At 31.4% G+C, this 16277-nt stretch carries 17 protein-coding genes; 9 read left to right on the top strand and 8 right to left on the bottom strand.

All coding sequences use genetic code 11. From position 1 onward, the window contains the following. Positions 1-92: 92 nt before the first annotated feature. The 4 genes from M0M44_RS12655 to M0M44_RS12670 all read right to left on the bottom strand — a co-directional run bounded on the left by M0M44_RS12655 (position 93) and on the right by M0M44_RS12670 (position 4151). Positions 93-1106 carry an AAA family ATPase gene (locus tag M0M44_RS12655; protein ID WP_248725967.1) on the bottom strand — a complete coding sequence of 338 codons (1014 nt, stop codon included), beginning with the start codon at positions 1104-1106 and terminating at the stop codon, positions 93-95. 83 nt (positions 1107-1189) lie between these two features. Further along, on the bottom strand, positions 1190-2392 hold the full coding sequence (locus tag M0M44_RS12660) for a DUF4350 domain-containing protein (RefSeq protein ID WP_248725968.1): 1203 nt from the start codon (positions 2390-2392) through the stop codon (positions 1190-1192). Then, complete coding sequence (locus M0M44_RS12665) at positions 2385-3161, bottom strand: DUF4129 domain-containing protein (RefSeq protein ID WP_248725969.1); 777 nt, start codon at positions 3159-3161, stop codon at positions 2385-2387. The genes M0M44_RS12660 and M0M44_RS12665 overlap by 8 nt, the downstream gene beginning before the upstream one ends. Before the next feature lie 9 nt (positions 3162-3170). Further along, on the bottom strand, positions 3171-4151 hold the full coding sequence (locus M0M44_RS12670; RefSeq protein WP_248725970.1) for a stage II sporulation protein M: 981 nt from the start codon (positions 4149-4151) through the stop codon (positions 3171-3173). A gap of 20 nt (positions 4152-4171) precedes the next feature. Between M0M44_RS12670 and M0M44_RS12675 the strand changes: the two genes are divergently transcribed. The 7 genes from M0M44_RS12675 (at position 4172) to M0M44_RS12705 (ending at position 11084) form a co-directional block, all read left to right on the top strand. Then, positions 4172-4915: an RDD family protein gene (locus tag M0M44_RS12675; RefSeq protein ID WP_248725971.1), complete on the top strand. Its 744-nt coding sequence runs from the start codon at positions 4172-4174 to the stop codon at positions 4913-4915. Between the two features lie 110 nt (positions 4916-5025). Further along, entirely contained in the window at positions 5026-5880 is an 855-nt protein-coding gene (locus M0M44_RS12680; protein ID WP_248725972.1) for a hypothetical protein, read from the top strand. Between the two features lie 175 nt (positions 5881-6055). Further along, positions 6056-6658 carry a trimeric intracellular cation channel family protein gene (locus tag M0M44_RS12685; RefSeq protein ID WP_248725973.1) on the top strand — a complete coding sequence of 201 codons (603 nt, stop codon included), beginning with the start codon at positions 6056-6058 and terminating at the stop codon, positions 6656-6658. 2 nt (positions 6659-6660) lie between these two features. Further along, a complete protein-coding gene (locus tag M0M44_RS12690) occupies positions 6661-7608 on the top strand; it encodes a GNAT family N-acetyltransferase (RefSeq protein ID WP_248725974.1) in 948 nt (315 codons plus the stop codon). Further along, a complete protein-coding gene (locus M0M44_RS12695) occupies positions 7605-8702 on the top strand; it encodes a DegT/DnrJ/EryC1/StrS family aminotransferase (protein ID WP_248725975.1) in 1098 nt (365 codons plus the stop codon). Before M0M44_RS12690 ends, M0M44_RS12695 begins: the two co-directional genes overlap by 4 nt. A gap of 1 nt (position 8703) precedes the next feature. Further along, positions 8704-9999 (top strand): O-antigen translocase, encoded by a 1296-nt coding sequence (locus M0M44_RS12700; protein WP_248725976.1) that lies wholly within the window; start codon positions 8704-8706, stop codon positions 9997-9999. A 116-nt stretch (positions 10000-10115) separates the two neighbouring features. After that, on the top strand, positions 10116-11084 hold the full coding sequence (locus M0M44_RS12705; RefSeq protein WP_248725977.1) for a hypothetical protein: 969 nt from the start codon (positions 10116-10118) through the stop codon (positions 11082-11084). Positions 11085-11126: 42 nt separating this feature from the next. Here M0M44_RS12705 and M0M44_RS12710 read toward each other — a convergent pair whose 3' ends face one another. After that, the gene (locus M0M44_RS12710; protein ID WP_248725978.1) at positions 11127-12263 is read right to left on the bottom strand and encodes a glycosyltransferase; all 1137 of its coding nucleotides are present in this window, start codon (positions 12261-12263) and stop codon (positions 11127-11129) included. A 44-nt stretch (positions 12264-12307) separates the two neighbouring features. On the opposite strand from M0M44_RS12710, the gene M0M44_RS12715 reads away from it, so the two are divergent. Continuing rightward, positions 12308-13390 carry a glycosyltransferase gene (locus M0M44_RS12715; RefSeq protein ID WP_248725979.1) on the top strand — a complete coding sequence of 361 codons (1083 nt, stop codon included), beginning with the start codon at positions 12308-12310 and terminating at the stop codon, positions 13388-13390. Next, entirely contained in the window at positions 13390-13797 is a 408-nt protein-coding gene (locus M0M44_RS12720) for a sugar 3,4-ketoisomerase (RefSeq protein WP_248725980.1), read from the top strand. The genes M0M44_RS12715 and M0M44_RS12720 overlap by 1 nt, the downstream gene beginning before the upstream one ends. Here the strand turns inward: M0M44_RS12720 and M0M44_RS12725 are convergent. Genes M0M44_RS12725 through M0M44_RS12735 form a run of 3 tightly spaced genes read right to left on the bottom strand, consistent with a single transcriptional unit; the run spans position 13780 to position 16277 of the window. After that, positions 13780-14706: a glycosyltransferase family 2 protein gene (locus tag M0M44_RS12725; protein WP_248725981.1), complete on the bottom strand. Its 927-nt coding sequence runs from the start codon at positions 14704-14706 to the stop codon at positions 13780-13782. The two genes, M0M44_RS12720 and M0M44_RS12725, sit on opposite strands and share 18 nt — an antisense overlap. After that, a complete protein-coding gene (locus tag M0M44_RS12730) occupies positions 14707-15594 on the bottom strand; it encodes a glycosyltransferase family 2 protein (RefSeq protein ID WP_248725982.1) in 888 nt (295 codons plus the stop codon). Then, the gene (locus tag M0M44_RS12735) at positions 15594-16277 is read right to left on the bottom strand and encodes a cell division ATP-binding protein FtsE (protein ID WP_248725983.1); all 684 of its coding nucleotides are present in this window, start codon (positions 16275-16277) and stop codon (positions 15594-15596) included. The genes M0M44_RS12730 and M0M44_RS12735 overlap by 1 nt, the downstream gene beginning before the upstream one ends.

Raw genomic sequence — 16277 nt, forward strand, 5'->3', positions numbered from 1 at the left:
TTTTGTTTCAAGTTTTCTTTTCTTTCTGGTTTAAAGTTTCAAGTTGTTAGACTTAGCAAAGTCAAAGCCATCTCACCATTCACCATTAAGGATTATCTCGGAATTTCTACTGTTTCGATAATCTGTTTAATAATTTCAGAGCTTGTAATTCCTTCCATTTCACGTTCAGGCGCAACAATAACACGATGCTGTAAAACAGGAATTGCAGCTTCTTTAATGTCCTCAGGCGTAACGAAATCACGTCCGCGGATTGCAGCAAAACCTTTTGAGGCGTTCAAAATAGCAATCGAAGCACGAGGCGAAGCTCCTAAATATAAAAAGGCATTTTCGCGTGTATTAACCACGATTCTGGCAATGTATTCGAGTAAGTTTTGTTCTACTCTAATTTGTTTTACTAAACCTTGATATTGCTTAATTTCATCAGAAGAAAGAATTGTTTTTATCGCATCTAATTTTCCGTGATCTTGTAAAGAATGTTCTCTCTGAATGATCAAAATTTCTTCGTTTAATTTTGGATAATCGATAGTGATCTTGAAGAGAAAACGGTCCAATTGCGCTTCAGGCAAACGATACGTGCCTTCTTGTTCAATTGGGTTTTGCGTTGCAATTACCAAAAACGGAGTTTCTAATTGATAACCAGATCCGTCGATTGTAATTTGGCGTTCTTCCATAACTTCAAAAAGAGCAGCCTGTGTTTTTGCAGGAGCACGATTGATCTCATCAATTAAAATCAAATTAGAAAAAATTGGCCCTTTTTTGAATTCAAATTCTGAGTTTTTCAGATTGAAAATTGAAGTTCCTAGGATATCAGAAGGCATTAAATCGGGCGTAAACTGTATTCTACTGAAACCAATGTTTAACGTTTTAGCCAATAATTTAGCCGTAATTGTTTTGGCAACTCCAGGAACACCTTCTAAAAGAACGTGACCGTTTGATAAAATAGCCACCAAAAGCTGATCAACCATTTTGTGCTGACCAACAATTACCGTTTCTATTTCTTTCTTAATCGTGTTTACGTGTTCTAATAGAGGCGCTAAGTTAATTCTCGTTTCAAAATTCACATTTTCGTTTGTGATTTCACTTGATGTTGTATTGATATCGTCCATAATTTGGTCTGTTTTTATTTTTTTAGCCACTGATTTAAAGGATTAAAAAGGATTTTTAGTCAATCCGCGGCAAACTATTTTAGTTAATGTAAAATCTTTTCTATTGCTTTGTTTATTCTGAGAAGGTCTTCTTCTAGACTTCCGTGATAACTATTTCGGTGGTCATTAATTAATTGCACCAAGTCTCGAATATCTTTTTCGTCTTTTCCTGTTTTATAATGTAATTTAGTTATAAAATCGTCATCGAGTTTGGTGGTATCAAGCAAGTAATCGGTTCTAATTTTTTCTAAAAAGTAAATAATCTTTTTATCAATAATATTAGTGTGATCACCTTCCTGATAATATAGATTTCCAACTGTTTTGGTAAATTCAACAGTTAAATTCTGTAACGGTTTTATAATCGGAACAATGCGTTGTTTTCGTTTTGCATTGAAAATCATAAAAATAATAATTCCGATTATGCCTAAATACCAAGCCGATTTTAAAGCGGGCTGACTCCAGATATATCGCAACGGAGAACTTGAAATTCGTTGGTCGTTAAAGCTTTTATTGTACCAAAAAATATTTCCTTTTGGAATATAGGAGACTAGATTTTCGGTGTACTGATAATAGTTTTTTTTCAGCAGATTGTAATTGGTAAAAGCTACTGGCTGCGTGTGCAGATAGAGATAACCATTTTTATAAGGCACTTCTATAAAATTGATTTGTCTTTTGTTTTTAGTACTATTTTGATAGCCTAAAACTTTAGTGTTTAAAGTGTCTATTTTTGAAAAGTAATCGCTTAACCCTGTATTAAGAGTATATTTTTTAGAGTTTACTTTTTTATTTGCCATCCAAACCGAAACGCTGTCAACGGGCATAAAATCAGTTTTTAATTCTATTTTTAAAGAATCCAGCAATACTTTCGGAAATACTTTCATACTTAGAAAAGCATTATTTCCGTGAGAAACAAAATATAAAATTTCTTTCATTGACTGCTCGTCAATATTATTTACTTCAGAAATGTTAACAAAAGTTCCTTTTATTTTATACGTTTCTACATTCTCTCTTGCATCGTATTGCGAATCTAGGTATTCGTAAGGAGTTTGTGTCGAAATTCTTTCTACTTTTTGTTTGAAAAGTCCGTCTGCTTCATGATCAAAAATGTATAAACCAAACGGAATTTTATCATCAACAGAGTACGTAGGCGTCCAATCAATAGGTTTTGGCTGTCCTTTGTCTACTAATAATGTTATTCCGAAAATTAAAACCAGAATAGCAATGTATATTTTAACTTTATTATCCATTACCAAAGGTTTTTAATGCTTTTTTAAATCTGTTTTCAGTCTTTCTAAATACTAGGTCGTCAATTTCAAATTCGCCGTACCAAATATAATTGTATAAATAAGAAAGATAGGTGAACTCTTCTTTATGAGCGGGGTTGTGCAATTCGTACAAATAATCAGAATTGGTTTTTTCGATATCCCATTCAATATAATTATTCTGCGCCATTACCTTTAAAAGCCATAAATAATAATATCGAATTGCAATTCTTCTTTCGCCCGCCTCGATGCTTTCTTTAATGAGTTTTTCAAAATCTAAAAGATGAATGTTTTTCTCTGCATCAGAATAGAATAATGTTTTTTTGTTGGCATTTTTTCCAAAAATCCATCTTCCTTCTTGTTTGGTTAAGGCTCTTGCAATAAAATAAATCAAAACAATTACCACCAAGACAGCAATTATTCTGAATAAAATAGCAACAAAATTTAGCGATGTTTTTAGGCTGCTGAAATTAAATAAATTAAAAATTTGCCTTGCTAGCCAATGCTTAAAGTGATCCCACCAATTTTTTTCGGGAGCTTTGTATTCGTAAATAAATTCTTTATCGGTATATTTTTTCTTGAAATTCTTTTCAAAATGTCTTGCTTCTACAGTTCCAGAATCTATTTGGATGTCCTTTTCGGTATATTTAATTGCAGTAATTTTTGGAGGATCTTCAGTAATAGGAATAGAATCCTGAGCCTGAGAAATACCACAGCACAAAAGAAAAGATAAAATAAATAATAATCTTGTCATTACTTGGTCTTAAAGTTTTTCGGCAGTTAAAGAATGAATTTTTTTGTGTACTATAAAAGGGTATATCAAGTAATAAAATGAAATTATTGCGAGCGTAAATAAGATAATAAAACTGCTTAGCCAATTGGGCATATCGATAGAATATCTTGTGATAAAACCTTCCAGAAATCCCGCGCTTATAGTAAAAGGAAAAGTGCTTAAGAAAATTTTGAAGCTATTTTTGAAACCAATTTTAAAAGAATTCATTCTCGAAAAAGTTTTAGGGAATAGGATAGAAGCGCCTAAAATAAACCCAGCAGTAGTTTCGATTACAATCGCGAAAATTTCCATAGAACCGTGAATCCAAATTCCTCGAACACTTTTCCAGAAAACGCCCTGTTCGTAGAAAAAATATTGAAAAGAACCCAGCATGATACAGTTTTGAAGAAAAACATTAAAAGTTCCGATTCCTGCAAAAATACCGTAGAAATAGCATTTGGCACCTACAAATAAGTTGTTTACAGTAATTCCAATAAAACTTCCCCAATTACTTCCAGAACCATATACGGCCATCGGATTACCTTTTTTGATGTTTTCTAAAGTCATATTGACATATTCGTCGCCTAAAATCAGACGTACAAAATCACGATCATAGCGAGCAGAAAGAACTCCGATTGAAACAGTAACAAAAAACAAAGCAAAAGCATATATCAAATACCTTCTGTATTCGTAGACCAATAGAGGAACTTCGATTTTAAAAAAATCTATAACTCGATTCTGGTCTGTGCGTTTGGTTTTATAAATCTTTTGATAAATCTGAGAAGCGAGATGATTCAGATATACAACCGTTTTACTTTTAGGGTAATACGTTTGTGCGTAAGATAAATCATTCATCATTTGAATGTACAAATTAGCTAATTCATCAGGATTTTTTTTAGCTTTACCAAAAATTGCCAGCTCAAACTCGAGCCATTTTTCTCTGTTTTGTTTTATAAAGGCGATTTCTCTCATTGTAGGCTAAAATATGAAATATGTCAGAATTATCTATTAATACGACACAAAATGTCAAAATAAATTTTATTGCCGCTTCTGTTGGTGAAAGACTAGGAGCTTTTTTTATTGATTTGTTTATCATAATCTGTTATATAACAGCGCTTTCAATAATACTTTTTGATTGGTTACAGCTAGATAGACTGATGGTGAACTTGGATGGTTGGTCGCGAGGCGCAATTTTTTTAATACTCTATTCACCAGCTATAGTGTACTCGCTGGTTTTAGAAAGTGTTTTTGAAGGACAGTCACTTGGTAAAAAATTATTGAAAATTAAAGTCGTTAAAATTGACGGTTATCAAGCAGGTTTTGGAGATTATTTAATTCGATGGTTTTTTAGAGTAATTGACTTCTTTACTTTTTTTGGACTTCCGGGACTTATTTCGGTTATTACGAGTCAGAAATCGCAACGATTGGGAGACATGGCAGCAGGAACAGCAGTGATTACTTTAAAGAATAGAATTAATATCAGCCATACTATTCTAGAAGAAATCGGTGAAGCCTATGTGCCAACGTATCCTTTGGTTATCAAGCTTTCAGACAATGATATGCGAATTATTAAGGAAACATATCAAAAAGCAGTGGCTAAAAATGATCACGAAGTTATTTACAAATTAGTGGCAAAAATTGAAAGCGTAACAGGTATTAAAAATCAATCTGGAAACAATAGCGATTTTATTCGAATAATTTTAAAAGATTATAATTTTTATACTCAAAACATGTGATTTTTTTTTCTTTGAAGAATTATTTGATTTTTCTAATTTTTGCTGATTATTTTTTATTTTTTCTTCGTAAATTTATATGTAGATAATTAATTCATAAAATTTCCAAACAAATGAAAATTACAAAGCCTTTTCTCGTATTACTAGTGCTATTATCTGCTTGCGTAAGTTTTGCTCAAAGCGGAAAAAAATTAGATAAAATTATAAAAAGAGATTATCAGATTATTGAATGTACGGTTTTAAAAATGTCTGATAAAACAGTTGAATATTCACTTCCAGGTGAAACCGTTCAGATCTCGCTAGACGTTTCTCAGATTGCGAAGATCGATTTTGCAAGCGGAAGATCTCAAACCTTTGACACTTCTCCAAATGCAACAAACAGTGTTCAAAGTACGTCATCTCCAAACATAGTAAGTGCAGAGAAACAGCACAATACAATTGCTGTTTTGCCCATTCCGTACGTAAATGCAGATAGTCAGCAAGGTTCTGAGGATATGGCAAAATTTGCTCAAAACGATTTGTATAACAAATTATTAGATAAATCGTCTAACATTTTCCCGTTAACGGTTCAGGACTTAAGAACAACAAACAGTTTATTGCACAAGGCTGGAATTGACCATAATAATGTTGACGAAACGCCAATAGAAGATCTGGAAAAAATATTAGGAGTGGATAATATTGTTGCTGCAAAAGTTTCATACACTATTGGAACGGGCACTACAGCTACTACTTACGATAGTGGAAATACTAAAGTAAGCAACAACAATAAAAAAGTGACAACCAGCGATATTTCGACCACAACAGCAAACAACCAAACCTATTACTACTATACGGTTTATTTTGATATGTACAGAAACACAGATAAAATCTATTCTCAAACCCGTAAACCTTTGCTAGCATTAAAAGATGGATGGATGGATTCTATTTCGTATTTATTAAAAAGAAGTCCGATTTATGTAAAAAAATAGTAAGTATTTCTAGGAGTAGGATTGGCTAAAATTGATCTCTACAACTTTGTAGCTTTGATACTTTGCTTTTTTTAGCTTAGAAAAAAGAACAGTTATTTTTCTGAGTCAGATTTACTAAGATTATTCCTTACAACTTTGTAACTTTGACGCTTTACATCTTTGTAACTTAGAAAAAATGTTTCACTTACTTGATATTATTGGGACAATGGCGTTTGCTATGTCTGGTGCTTTAACAGCAATGCATAAAAAACTAGATCCGTTTGGTGTTTTTATCATTGCATTTGTTACTGCAGTTGGCGGAGGAACGCTTCGTGATGTCTTAATTGGGAGAACTCCCGTTGGCTGGATGCGTGACATGCAATACGTGTATGTGATTATTTTAGGATTTTTTCTAGCCATTATATTCAGAAAAAGATTTGATAAACTTCGAACCTCATTGTTTCTCTTTGATACAATTGGGCTCGGAGTTTTTACATTAATAGGACTTGAACGCGGAATACTGACAGGACTTCATCCAGCGATTTGTATCGCTTTAGGAACAATGACAGCCTGTTTTGGTGGTGTAATTCGCGATATTTTATGTAACGAAATTCCAAACGTTTTTCGAGAAGAAATATATGCAACCATCTGTATTTTTGGAGGAATTGTATTTTTTGGATTGCGAAAATTAAACTTAAATGATGATATACTGTATTTAGTTACTTCCTTGGTTATCATTATCATCAGATTAATGGCGGTTAAATACAAATGGCATTTGAAAGCATTTGATCATAAGTAGATATGAAATATACCATAAAAAAGTATTCTCAAGATGATTACTCAATCTGGAACGATTTTGTCGGCCAGTCCAAAAATGCTACATTCTTATTTCATCGCGATTTTATGGAATACCACAAAGATCGTTTTGAAGATTTTTCGCTTTTAATTTTTGAGGAAGAAAAGCTGCGAGCCGTTCTGCCAGCTAACAAAAAAGGAAATCTTGTTTATTCGCATCAAGGACTTACTTATGGCGGATTGGTTTACTTATCAAGATTAAAAGCATCTAAGATTGAATTAATTTTAGATGAAATTTTGTTTTTTTTTAAAGAAAACAAAGTCGATGCTTTTTATTATAAACCAATTCCAGATTTTTATTTTTCTGAAGGAAACAAAGAAATGGACTTTTTTTTAGTGAAAAGAGGAGCGGTTTTAGAACGAAAAGAAATGAATCTGGCAGTCAATCTTACAGCTCTTTTGAAAATTTCTAAAAGCAAAATGAAGCATTTTAGAAGAATTGAAAATCTTGACTTGGATATTATTGAAGATGAAAATTTTGACTCATTTTGGGAAAAAATTTTAGAGCCTAGATTGGCAGAAAAATTTAATGTAAAGCCAGTCCATTCAAAAGAAGAAATAGAAGTTTTAAGATCTAAATTTCCAAAAAACATCAGGCAATATTCTGCTTACAGAAATGATGAAATTATTGCAGGAATAACGATTTTTGAGACTAAAAATGTTGTAAAATCGCAATACGGTGCTACTTCAAAAAAAGGAGAAGAATTTAGAGCATTAGATTTTTTATTCATTAATCTGATTCATAAATACAAACGAAAAGGAAAGCAATTCTTTGATATGGGAATTGTGGATGAAGAAAATGAGGCGGGTTATAATAAAGGGCTTTCAAACCAAAAAGAAGAGCTAGGATGTTCTGTTTACAATCAGGATTTCTATAAAATTGAAATAAAGTGATACCATTTTTAGATCTTAAAAAAATAAACGAACCGTATGAAACTGCTTTTCAGCAAAAACTGAAATTGGTTTTAGAAAATGGCTGGTATATTTTAGGGAAAGAAGTGGAAACATTTGAAAAGGCTTTCGCTGAATATTGTCAATCTAAATATTGCATTGGAGTTGGAAACGGATTGGATGCTTTAGTTCTTATTTTTAAGGGTTATATCGAACTCGGAAAACTTAAAAAAGGAGATGAAGTTATTGTTCCAGCAAATACATATATTGCCAGTATTTTGGCCATTCTGCAAGCTGATTTAGTTCCTGTTTTGGTTGAACCTAGATTAGAAACTTATAACCTAAACCCAGATTTAATTCAGGAGAAAATAACTCCAAAGACCAAAGCTATTTTGGCTGTTCATTTATACGGACAAGTAGCCGAAATGGAGAAAATAAATGAAATTGTCGAACAAAATAATTTAGTACTTGTAGAAGATGCGGCACAATCTCACGGAGCTGAAATACTAAAATCTAAAAACAACAATCTAAAATCAGCAATAGCTTATAGTTTTTATCCAGGAAAAAATTTAGGATGTTTGGGCGATGGCGGAGCGATTACTACAAATGATTCGGAGTTGGCCAAAGTGCTTTTTTCACTTCGAAATTATGGTTCAGAGAAAAAATATTATAACGAATACATTGGTTTGAATTCCCGATTAGATGAATTGCAAGCGGGTTTTTTAAATCTGAAATTACCCCATTTAGATTCAGATAATGAGAAAAGAAGAACAGTTGCAAAACGATATTTAGCCGGAATTAAAAACAAAAAAATAGCGTTGCCGTTTTGGGATTTTTCCAATAACCATGTCTTTCATTTGTTTGTTGTTCGAACAGAAAATAGAAACGACTTACAAGAATATTTAACTCAAAATAATATTCAAACGGTTATTCATTATCCAATTCCGCCACATCAGCAAAAATCTTTTCCAGAATGGAATAATCTGTCATTTCCAATTACAGAGAAAATCCATAATGAAGTTCTGAGCCTGCCAATGAGTCCAGTTTTAACCGAAGTTGAGGTTGATTTTATTATAGAAATTTTAAACCAATACTAATTTGAATTTCTATAGAAAAATAATTAAAACCAATTTGTTTAAGATTACCTCTTTAAACAGCTTGAGCGTTGCTTTAAAAATTGGAATCGGATTAATTACTTCGAAAATATTAGCCATTTTTGTTGGCCCAAGCGGAATGGCTTTGGTGGGGAATCTAAGAAATTTTTTGACTTCAATAGAAAATATTTCCACTTTAGGTTTTCAAAACGGAATTGTAAAATATACGTCTGAAAATGAGAAAACTAAAATCGAACTTCAAAAAATAGTTTCTACGGTTTTTATCAGTTTATTAGTTGTTGCACTTCTGTTAAGCGGAATTTTATTTTTTACAGCTTCTTATTGGAATCAGAATATCTTTGGGAGTAATACCGAATATTTAACTGTTTTCAAAGTCTTAGCATTGGTTTTGCCGACTTATGGATTTTCCATTTTTTTTATAGCTGTAATCAATGGTTTGGGTAGATTTAAAAAAGTAATCAGTATAAATATTATTGGAAACATTGTGGGGCTTTTGACTTCTGTGTTTCTAATAATGCAATTTAAAACGACTGGAGCTTTAATGGCAATTGTAATTGCGCCAACATTGCTATTTTTTATCACGCTTTATTTAGTTCAAAAAGAGGTTCAGATTTTTCAATTTATAAAATTAGATGTCTTCGATTTCAAAGTTTTGAAAAATCTTTCGGCTTATTCTTTAATGACGCTGGTTTCATCTGTTTTTGGCCCTTTTGTGTTTCTCGCAATCCGAAATAATATTATTCAGGATTTAGGAATAGAACAAGCTGGATATTGGGAAACCATGACGCGTATTTCAAGCTATTATTTAATGTTTATCAGTGCAATTTTGAGTGTTTATTTTCTGCCAAAATTATCCAAAGCAGAAAATAATTTAGAAACTAAAAAGATCTTTTTGCAATATTATAAATATATTTTGCCAGTTTTTGTACTTGCGTTGGTAGTACTTTATATTAGTCGCTTTTTTGTTATTCAATTGCTTTTTACAAAAGAGTTTTTGCCTGTAACCGATTTGTTTTTTTTGCAGCTTTTGGGTGATGTTTTTAAAGTTTGTGCTTTAATCTTGGGTTATCAGTTTTTTGCAAAAAGAAAGACTTTGATGTTTGTTTTAACCGAATTATTTTCTTTGTCAATTCTTTATTTTTCTAGTTTGTATTTTATTAAAGAATTTCAAATTGAAGGTGTTGTAATGGCTTACGCACTTAATAATCTTATTTACTTTATTATATTGTTTTTGTGTTTTAGATCAGTTTTAAAGAAAAAAACAGAGGAGCTTTCTTAACTGTCTTGTATATGGTTTGGTTGTTAATAAAATTCTTAATAAATAATGGTAGGGATCTATATATGGATACGCTTTTAATTAAATTTGAAAGAAAATTTTTAAAAATTGCCAATAACATGAAAAAAATTACCACTACAATTTATGCAGCGATTTTATTTCTAGCTGCTTCAGAATTACAAGCTCAGATCAGTACGGGTGCAGGTGGAGCTGCTAGTATTTTAGCAAATTCACCAACTTCTAATACCAATGTTGGTATCGGAACTACAAATCCTAAATCAAAGTTAGAAATAGCTGGTTTTCCAGCAATTAGTACAACTTATACATTCTTAAATGATGAAGATCGTTATGAAAAAAGTAGATTGTTAAATGTAGGAACTTTAAGGGAAAATTCAACATCAACTAGTACTGGTAGATTGTTAACTTTTTATGATGTGCCTCCTTCAAATATATCACCTACTGCATTAACTATGTTTGCTATAGAGGATAGACAAGATGCTAATAGACTTAGACATACAGCAACAGCAAATGGACCAAGTTATTTTAAATTAAGTGATAAAACACAAACAGTTTTCATTGATATATTCGATGATGGAACAAATGTTTTTTTTGATTTACCAAAATCCGGATCTTATTTGACAGTTGGTGGTAGAGCCGTGTGGCCAGTTGAGCATAATTTTTGGGTAAAGACAGGGACATCAAAGTTTGATAATGATGTTTTTATAAATACTAATTTAGGTATTGGAACGTCTAATTTTATTGATGGGGGAAATACATACAAATTATCTGTTAAAGGAAAAATTCGTGCAGAAGAGATAAAAGTTTATAATACCTGGGCAGATTATGTTTTTGCTTCAGATTATAAACTAGATGATTTAAAAGAAGTGGAGAGTTATATTGTAAAAAATGGACATTTAAAAAATGTACCATCAGCAAAAGAAATTACTGAGCGAGGTTTGGAACTTGGAGAAATGTCTAAAATACAACAAGAAAAAATTGAAGAACTTACGCTTTATCTAATTCAACAAAATAAAGAAATCGAAAAGTTGAAGGCTCAGATGAAAATATTAATGCAACAAAAGAAATAATTTTTTTAATAACAATTAAAAGGAAGGTTTTTGACTTTCCTTTTAATTGTTTATCCAGATATCTTGATAATAACGTGTAATCCTGATGTAATCATGCTCTCTCTCAATAAAAGCTCTGGCACGTTTTCCAATCGCAATAATTTCATCTTGATTCTCAATTAAAAAAGACAATTCTTTGACTAAATAGTCAACATCTGGAATGGCATTTATGCAGACTTTTTCAGAGAGATTATATCTGGCTGTAAATTCTTTTTCGGCGCCTGTAAAAACCACTTTTCCTTTTGCCATTCCTTCTAGTGCATTATAGCCTTGATCGTAAGCATAAATTTGATCTAGCAAAATATGACAGCGGTTATACAAATTAATGTACTCGGCATAAGGAACACTACGAACCGTTATTATTTCAACTTTTGAAGTATATTTTTGACCAATTATTTCTAAAGCTTTTTCAAAATAGTCATTTCCTTTTTTTAGATAATTTTCATTATTGATTCCGTGAAAAATAATGATTTTGTCAGCGATATCTAGTGGCTCAAAACGAAGTTTGTCAATATTGATTGGATTCGGAATCATTCCCAAATATTTTTCATTTCCCTGTAAAGGAAGATGATAATCTAAATCGGTAGCAATAATTCCGTTTATGTTTTTGTAAATAAACTGATGCAGTTTTAAAAATGCTTTTTCGAGGAATTTTAAAACATTTTCAAAAGATTTTTTATCAATTTTATGATTAAGATATAACGGAATTATAGATTTAAAGTCAGGATTTTCAAAACAATATTTCACATTCAAGTAATCATAACCTGTACTTAAAAGGAAAAGTTTTCGGTTGTTTTTTAGAAGGCTTGAAATTATTTTTTTTTCAAAATAATAAGTGCAATAAAAGCTGTTTTCGTTGATCAATTGTACAACATCAAAACCAGAACATTGTTTTTTGAATTTTAAAAATTGCCTAAACGTCAGATATGAACTAATATCAAATCCAGAGATTTTATAAAGTGCAATTTTTATTTTTTTCAGAAAGCCAGAATCCCATTTTTTCTGGATAGGAAAATCAACAGGAAAATTTTTAAAACCGTCATTATGACCAATTATAAAAACTTCATGTCCTAAAGCCTGTAAACCATCTTTTAAAGAATTATGCAAATGGCTATATTCGCCTACTAGTAAAACTTTCATTTATGTGTATATTTGACAAATATATTTACTTTTTTGATTAAAACATGAATAAAAAGAAAGTTGCCATCGTTTCGATTTCTTTAGGAAAAGGAGGCGCAGAACGTTTTGCCGCTTTGCTTACTTTTATGTTAGAAAGTTCTGGTCTTGAAGTTCATTCTATTCTTGTAAATGATGATATAGATTACAAGTTTACTGGAGCCTTGTTCAATTTGGAAAAAGAAAGTACTGGCTCTTTTTCTGTTTTTAGAAAATTAAAAAAAGGAAAATTATTGAGAAACTATCTCGTTCAAAATGAAATAGATATAGTTGTTGATAGCAGGCCAAAAAATGTCTTCTTACGCGAATTAATTACCAAATTTATTTACCGAAATTCGAAAGTCTATTACATCGTTCACAGCTTTAATTTTAAGGATTATTTTCCTTCTTCAAAATTTTGGTCGAGAATACTTTATAAGGATGTAAAAACTTTAGTGTGCGTTTCAAAAGCGATCGAAGAAAAAGTAAGGAAGTGGTATGATTTTAAAAATACACTTACGATTTATAATCCTTTTTTTATTGCCGAAGAAGAATTAAAAAAAACAGTCTTAGAACCTCAAAAAGTAATCTTGTTTTTTGGACGATTTGAAGAGAAAGTGAAAAATTTCACATTGATGTTAGAAGCTTTTTCACAATCAAAAATATATGAAAAAGAATATCATTTGCATTTGATGGGATCAGGAGATGACGAAGATTTTATTTTGCAGAAAATTAAGGATTTGAATTTAAATGATTATGTAAAAATTCTTCCCTTTAAACAAAATCCTTTTAATGAGGTTCGAGAAGCAAAGTTTACGATTTTGACAAGTAATTATGAAGGTTTTCCGTTATCGATTATAGAATCACTAGCTTTAGGAACACCTGTTATTGCTGTTGACTGCCATTCTGGTCCGCGAGAAATTATTCAGAATGAGTTTAATGGTTTATTGGTCGAAAATCATAATCCAAAAGCTCTTGCTCAAGCTATGAACCGATTTGTAGATGATGGCGAATTGTATAATTTTTGTAAACAAAATGCAGCTGAAAGCGTAAAACATTTGTCTTTAAAAAACATTTCATATCAATGGAAAAACATTCTAAACCCTCAATAATGACGAATATTTCAGATATTCAACTGATTGAAATTCCTAAAATTCAGGATCGAAGAGGAAATCTTTCAGTCCTAGAAGGAGATATGATTCCATTTGTTTTCAAGAGAGTATATTACCTATACGATGTGCCAAGCGGAAGCAAAAGGGGAGGGCATGCACATATCGAACAGCAGGAATTTTTAATTGCTTTGAGTGGCAGTTTTGATGTGGTTTTAAAAGACGGGAAAAACATAAAAACAATTACACTAAATAAGCCAAATATGGGCTTGCTCATTGTTTCTGGCATCTGGCGCGAGCTCAAAAACTTCTCATCAGGAAGTGTTTGCCTGGTTTTGTCTTCTGGAGAATTTAGTGAAGAAGATTATATTCGAGAATACAAAAAATTCCGATTATTTAAAGACAGATGAACCTATGCCTAAATTTGCTAAAAAGGTTTTAAAAGAAATTAGAAAGCGCAAAGCAAATGGAGGCAAGTGCAGTAATATTCTCTTTTTCCAGCCTAAGTTTTTTAAATCAATTGGATTGTAGTATTTGTAAAAAAGTTGTTTTTCTCCAGCTAATTTGCTTTTTATAGCAAGCGAAAAACGGTTTAAATCTAAAAAGTATTTTAAGTCTGGATTTGTTTTTTCGACCTCTTCAAATTTTGACAAATCCATTTTATTTTTCAATCCATTTTTTTTAGAAAGGCTTTCAGCATCATAAACATAACGTGCTAGTATTTTCCATGAAAAGACAATGGGATAAACAAGTCCGATTCGAATCCATAAGTCAGTATCTTCTCCGCTTTTAATTTTGGTGTCAAAGTTTCCGATTGTTGCAAAAACAGATTTATGAATGACTGCGCAGGAAGAACAGAGAGCAGTTTCTTTTAAACTTGCTTTAAAGTAATTTACAATTTCAAATTCTTCATTTGTTTTTGAAATAGAATATTTTGCAGGAATTGTTTTTTTTGAAGTTTCAAACTCAATCGCAGCAGAAAAAACTTTTTGATCAGGCAGTTTTGAAATGTTATGGAATATGGTTTCTAAAAACATTGGATGCCAATAATCATCTGCATCTAAAAAAGTGATGAAATTAGCAATGGCTTTTTCGATTCCGTAATTTCTTGCAGTAGATACGCCTTCATTTTTTTTACTATAGTATTGAATTCTAGAATCTTTATACTGTGTTAGTTTTTCTTCACTTTTATCTGTAGATCCATCATTGACAACAATAATCTCAAAATCCTGAAAAGTTTGATCTAAGACACTCTGTACTGTGTTTTCTACGTAATTTTCTTTGTTGTATAATGGAATAATGATAGAAAAAAAAGCCATTTATTTTGTTTTTAGAGAACAATAATAACCCAATCTATAAATATCAAAAAGAAAAAGCGAGGGTTTTGCGCTTAATAACTGCTTTTTAAATAAAGGTTTAAAAATCCTAAAACCAAAAGCGATTAAAGAGACAAGACGATATTTCTTAATGAGTTGAAAATAATGTGCCAGTTTAACGTAATCTGGAGAAATTAAATTCGAGTTGATTAAATTTTTTAAACCTAAAACGGCTTCTTCAGATTTTTGTAAAAATGTTTTGCTGTCTTCTAAACCAAGATGAAAAACGGGATTGTCAATATGAAGAACCTCAATTCGATTTTGTTTTAGCTCAAATGAAAACAAGGTGTCTTCATGTCTTAGATTTGGAATATTTTCGTTAAATCTGACTTTAGAAAAAATACTTTTTTTTAGGAGAAAGTTTAAGGTCAGAAAAGACAGATAAGGATTCTTTATGCGTTCGGAAACTGATAAAGCTTCTCTTTCCTTTCCATAAATCCATCTTAAAAGTTGCTTTTTTGGAGGTTGAGAGTTTTCATACAAAATCCCTCCATAAACTATCTTTTCAGTATTGCTGATTTGAGAAATATAAACAGAAAGAAAATCTGCATTGGCAGGAAAAGTATCGGCATCCAGAAAAAGCAAATTTTCATAAACTGCTTTTTGAGCCAATAGATTTCGGATCGCGCTTCGCCCGATATTTTTTTCTAAAATAGAATAAGAGGCGTTTTCAAATAGATTAATTCTTTCGTTTTCAATTGCAAACTTTTGAGAAGCATCGTCTAAAAAAATAATCTCAAAAATAATTCCACAAGAATTGCACTGCTTTACGAGTTCGCTAGCCAGCGGTAAAACATTGTAATTATAAACCGGAATTAAAATGGAAAGCATTATACGCTTCTTTGTACCACTTCGAAGATTCTTTCATCTTCGCATTTTAGGGTTTTAGATGGGAATTTCATCAATAAAGCATAATCATGGGTTGCCATAATGATGGTTTTACCAGCAGCATTAATTGCTTTTAAAACTTCTAAAACTTCAGAACTAGTCTGAGGGTCAAGGTTTCCTGTTGGTTCATCTGCCAAGATAAATTCTGGATCGTTTAAAAGTGCTCTTGCAATTGCAACACGCTGCTGTTCTCCTCCAGAAAGCTGATGCGGCATTTTGTTTACAAAATCTTTCATGCCTACTTTATCCAAAACTTCATCAATTTTGTGTTGCATTGCTTCTTTTTCGACCCATCCTGTAGCTCTTAAAACAAAAAGCATATTGTCTTTGATTGAACGGTCTGGAAGTAATTTAAAGTCTTGAAATACGATACCGATTTTACGTCTTAAATACGGAATGTCGTTTTCTTTCAATGTTGCCAAATCAAATTCAACAATATGTCCTTCGCCTTCAATTAACGGTAAATCAGCATATAAAGTTTTTAGAAAACTACTTTTTCCAGAACCAGTTTTTCCGATAATGTAAATGAACTCCCCATGATTAACGTCTAGATTAATATGAGATATAATTTTTCTTCCTTCTTGATATATAGTGACTTCTTTAAGAGATAGTACGGTTTGTGACAT

Origin of the sequence: Flavobacterium humidisoli, assembly GCF_023272795.1 — a bacterium.
In the GTDB taxonomy this organism is placed as follows: domain Bacteria; phylum Bacteroidota; class Bacteroidia; order Flavobacteriales; family Flavobacteriaceae; genus Flavobacterium; species Flavobacterium humidisoli.